The sequence below is a fragment of the Pseudobacteroides sp. genome, assembly GCF_036567765.1.
Classification (GTDB): Bacteria; Bacillota; Clostridia; order Acetivibrionales; family DSM-2933; genus Pseudobacteroides.
In genome coordinates, this window is sequence record NZ_DATCTU010000005.1 from 1 (window position 1) to 5,144 (window position 5,144).

Genomic DNA, 5,144 nt, shown 5'->3' on the forward strand with positions numbered 1-5,144 from the left:
ACGATCACAAGGGTACAGAGTTAAGCAAGTTCTTTAGGTTTTGCCTTAGCTACATTCTTTTTTCAAAGACCATTTTTCATGGTTTATTTGTCATGCTCTTTTATTGGTACTGCCAACCTGTGGGGTGTTTTCAACCTTTCTCCTTCCATGTATCTAGAAAAGTCCTTATCCAATTGTTTGCACTTTTCAAACATTGGAGCTTCTTTTGAAATCGTAATAAAAATCGCATATCCGGTTGTTATAATTGATTATATCATTCTGTATTTAATTGGAAAAGATTTTACTTTGATGTACATATGATTCCGGCACCCTGCTCACTTTCTTCTCACTGTATCACTAATACCCAATTACTTGGGGAATCTCAGAATTACCTGAGTTTCAAGATGCCAGGAATCTATCTATAATAATAAAACCTTGAGATAATCCTCAAGGCTTTATTATTTGAACTAAACTATTTAATAAAATAATCTAGTAGAGATTCATATTCAGATATGGTTATATAATATTTGATTTTTTTCTCAGCATTTTGTTATTGTATTGATTGATATCAGCCTCACGAATCAGATCTTCCAGTCCAACGCCTGAATGGCTTTCCCTCACGCTAAATCCTAAGCTTATGGATAATTTATAAGGCTTTGTACTTATTTTGTTTTCGTTGGCTAGTAATTCCGTAATCCGGTCATTGAATACCGGTATCTGAGCTTTTCCAGCATTGATTGCAAGGATGGTGAATTCATCGCCGCCAAAACGTGAGATGATATCTATTTCGCGGAAAGCTTGTTTTAATATTTCAGCAATCCTGCGTATGGTATAATCCCCTTCCTTGTGACCGTATGTGTCATTAATTGTTTTCAGATTATCAATATCTCCAAATATGATAAGACATGACTTTCCCGTTTGCTTGTTCAAATATAGCTGCTGGCTGGCCAACTGAATAAAACCGCGCCTGTTATAAAGGCCGGTTAGCTCGTCTTTCAGAGATAGTTCACTGAGTTGTATATTGGTGGTTTCGAGAATTTGCATAGCTTGACGTAACTTTTCCTCAACTTTTTCCTTGGAGTTAAAAAGCAGGATAGTTGAAATCTGAGTTGCAAGCGTTTCATAAATGAAGCCATCAAAATTGGGCATCTCGAAAACGATAGTTCCGTACTGTACATCCCTAAAGAACAGAGGTAAAACCGTAAGTGTCCTTGATGAGAATTCCACTGTGCTTTGTGATGGAAAAATCAAGTTGGAATCATATACCATATTTGTTTTATCTAAATCTAATATCATACTCCCATCTATCATTCCTGCTATAAAACGGATTTTATCAGGCACTTCCCAAGGACTGAGCCGTTCATGTGTAAATTCTCTATCAAACAGAGAGAGGAAAAAGGTTTTAATTCCGATACGAGGCAACTGTTCATGGATAACTTGTGCAAGATTCTTTGTATGTGTGATGGAAAAAAGCCTATTCAAGATATCCCTAAGTATGACATTTGTTTCTCTTTTTTTGGAATCAATTACCCTCTGGTACAAAAAGGCGTACTCATTAATAATCATTAAATAGGAACGCGATAAGGATCTAAATATATTAATGTCAATTTGTTTATTATTCAGGTTTTCAATTGTAGTTATTATGGCATGAAAAATAAACTTCCAGTCATCAGGATTATTTCCTTCAATCAAATCTCTCTTTAATATTTCTTCAAACTCGCTTATTGAAGAGTGTTTTAATTCTTCATGTGAATTTTCCTCGCTTTTGCTTATTTCAATTAAACCTTGAATGGTTTTTTGTATACTTTCTTTTCTCTGGATTGTTAGAAATCTTGAAAAACCATTTGATTCAAGGGAGGAAACTACAGGATCAAGAATGTTTTTGTTACCGAGCTTGACTTTTTCAAAAATAACTAAGTCAATTGCATTGGCTTCTTCCAGGCATTGGAGCTTGCAGCCGCAGGTTGAACGGATAACTGCTTTGGTGGGTAGTATGGTTATATCATTAACCTGCTTACCATCAACAAGATCTTTTATGAGATTTAAAGCAACAATGGACATCTGTTCCTGCTGTTGCTCTATTGTAGTCAAAGGAGTTATAAGATTTGCAGCTTCGCTTATATCGTCAAATCCTGTAACACTTGTCATTTCGGGGATTATAATTCCTTTTTTCTGAAGTATTTTTATACCCTCAATTGCCATTTCATCATTAGAAAAAATAAAAGCATCCGGAATTATTTTGTTCTTGCTCAAAATACCATCCAGTACTGGTTCAACGCTTTGAAATGTAAAATCGCCCTGACCTATCAAATTTTCGTTAAAGGGAATACCATGTGCCATAATTTCTTCACAGTACGCTTCATATCGCTCGTTAGCTTCCCAATTTAAGGCAGGCCCCCGAATAAAGGCAATGTTTTTAGCATTGTGAACCTCAATCATATGTTTCACAATATCTCTAATACCAGAACGATTGTCTATTATTACACTCGGAATGCCAGGTAGCTTTAAGCCTAAACTAACAAGTGGAATTCCCTTAAATTGAGAGCAAAAATCCAGCATGTCAGACTTGTTGACATAATTTGTTACCAGTGTTGATACAAGAATGAGAGCATCCAGGTTCTCCTTGTTCATAAACCGGAAAATAGAGTTGTATTGATAATCAAAGCCATGGGGTGTGTTGAGGTTCCTACCAGGAAATATAATGAGTTCAGCTTGCATCTGTTTTGCATATTCCATTGCACTTTGCCAGATTTTCACTCCATAACCATATTCAAGCTTTGCTATCTGCAAACCGATCCTCATGCTGTTGGAACCTCCATTTATGTTCAGTCTAATAAAAATTTGGTACTTTTATATTTATCGGATTGTTTTGAATAATAGTTTAGTGACCAATTGCTGGTGAATCATAAAAGGCAAGTTCAAAAGGCAAAATAACCGCTTCAACGGTATTTTGCCTTAGATAAATGCAAAAAGGTTCATCAGTTATGCAATAGTTCCTAATGCAAAGGGTCAGTACCGATTGCTACAGTGTTGAATTTACCTGCAATAATTATTACATCAGTCATGTTAATTGCACCATCATTGTTTAAGTCACATGCTGCATCAAATTTTGGGTCTCCAACGACACTGTTAAATGCGAATGCGATAATTATCACATCAGCCATATTTATAACACCGTCTTTATTAATATCAATACTTTTTACTGGTGTAGATGTTGATGTAGGTGTACTAACAGCGGCTTTGAACTTCCACCAGTTGAGATTAAACAGGTAACTTTCTCCTCCTGTGAATTTTAAATAAAGGTCATGGACTCCACTTGCACCGCTGACATCGCATGTTGCTGTAACCCAGGTCTGCCAATTACCGGTTCCGGTGACAGGACAAGTCCCTACCAAAGGACCGGTAATACTATCAAGCCTTATCTCAATATTCCCTCCACTGGCGGCACTGGCTACTCTTGCCTCAAAGCTTTCTGCTCCTTTTCCAAAATTGATGCCTTTATAAACTACATAATCACCGTTTTCGATATATCCTACATCCTGTCCGCCCTCGCTGCAGCTTTCGGTCTCAATACCCGACATTTCACTGAAATCTTCAGCTTCAGTCTGATTAAAAGCTGACTTCGGTTCGGGAGTTGGTGTAGGAAGCGGTGTAGGAGTTGGTGTACCCAATGGATCTAAACCGGTAAATTTCCACCAGTTAAAATTAAGCAAGCTTCCGCTTCCGCCTGTAAATTTCAAGTATAGATCATGTTTCCCTGTTGCACCGCTTACTGTACACGATTTGGTTGTCCATGTCTGCCAGCCGCCTGTACCTGATACAGCACAGGTTCCAACCAATGTACCTGTCGGGCTGTCAAGGCGTAGCTCAATGCTTCCTCCGCTTCCTGCAGAAGCCACCCTTGCTTCAAAGGATTGTGCTCCAGTACCGAAATCGACACCCTTTACTTTTATGTAATCACCATTTTCAATATTACAAACATTCATTCCGCCTTCGCCGCATTTTTCAGTTTCTATACCAGACCCCCAGCAAATTGTTTCTGCTTCGGTTTGGATATATGGATTAAGACTTCCTACCTGGTTAGGACCATTCTTTGTCATAGGAATACTTGGAATTGTTCCATCGGAATTGTATTTGAATTGTTCCACGCATACAGAGCGTTTGTAACTGCCTCCTCCGGGCAGACCGCCTGTATGATAAAACAAATATGAGTTTCCTTTAAAATCACATATTCCAGGATGGTTTGTAAAGCTGTTTTGATTACCCATAAGAGTGCCCTTGGATGTCCATGGCCCGGTAGGACTAGTGCTTGTTGCGTATTGTATATTTTCGCTTCCTGAGCCCATGCCCGCATATATCATGTAATACAAATTGTTGCGTTTGTAAAACCATGGGCCTTCTGTAAAGCCATTTGGTTTTGACTGAAAAATACTTCCCGAGTAAGAAATCATATCCTTATTCAATTTAACACCATAAAGCGTTCCGTTTCCCCAGTATAAATACGCTTGTCCGTCGTCATCAATAAATACGGTAGGATCTATATCCGAAGCACCGTTATTTGTTATTAAAGGTTTACCAAGAGCATCCTTAAACGGTCCGGTAGGGCTGTCCGATACCGCTACACCGATAACCCTCGCTCCCCCGGCATTTGCTCTGGTCATAGGAACATACATATAAAACTTACCGTTCTTGTAAACAGTCTGAGGAGCCCATGCATCGCCTTGTGCCCAACTGAATGTTTTGTAAGACAATGGTGATCCATGGTCTGTCCAATTCACCATGTCTTTTGATGAATAGCATCTCCAGTCATTCATGGTATAGAAGTTATTTACTGTTACATCCTCGTCATGGGTTGTATACAGGTAACAAGTATCGTCATAAACCATTGGAGCCGGATCTGCTGTATAAATGTTTTGCACGATTGGATTGTCCGCAAAACACATTGTGATATTAAAGGACATAATCAGCATAATCAAGACTAAAAATAAATGAAATTTTTTAATCATTTTTAACCCCCCAATTATAATTAGTATGCTCTCGGAAACTCCGAGGGCTTTATTTATCTGACTTTTGAGAGTTAAATTTTCTTTTTCACCCCCACAAATCAGTTAAAATTTTATTAAAATTTCCAGCTATAATTTCCACAATTATACTAATGTGGTATT

At 37.9% G+C, this 5,144-nt stretch carries 2 protein-coding genes; both read right to left on the reverse strand.

Annotation, left to right across the window (positions count from 1 at the left end):
• Nucleotides 1–495 precede the first annotated feature (495 nt).
• Nucleotides 496–2,781 carry a GGDEF domain-containing protein gene (locus VIO64_RS00895; RefSeq protein ID WP_331914294.1) on the reverse strand — a complete coding sequence of 762 codons (2,286 nt, stop codon included), beginning with the start codon at nt 2,779–2,781 and terminating at the stop codon, nt 496–498.
• A 194-nt stretch (nt 2,782–2,975) separates the two neighbouring features.
• Nucleotides 2,976–4,949 (reverse strand): carbohydrate-binding protein, encoded by a 1,974-nt coding sequence (locus VIO64_RS00900; RefSeq protein WP_331914296.1) that lies wholly within the window; start codon nt 4,947–4,949, stop codon nt 2,976–2,978.
• Nucleotides 4,950–5,144: the final 195 nt, after the last annotated feature.

What these genes read in the sequence shown, in the direction of transcription:
- VIO64_RS00895 (WP_331914294.1), bottom strand. Translation starts at nt 2,781, where the DNA reads ATGAGGATCGGTTTGCAGATAGCAAAGCTTGAATATGGTTATGGAGTG.
- VIO64_RS00900 (WP_331914296.1), bottom strand. Translation starts at nt 4,949, where the DNA reads ATGCTGATTATGTCCTTTAATATCACAATGTGTTTTGCGGACAATCCA.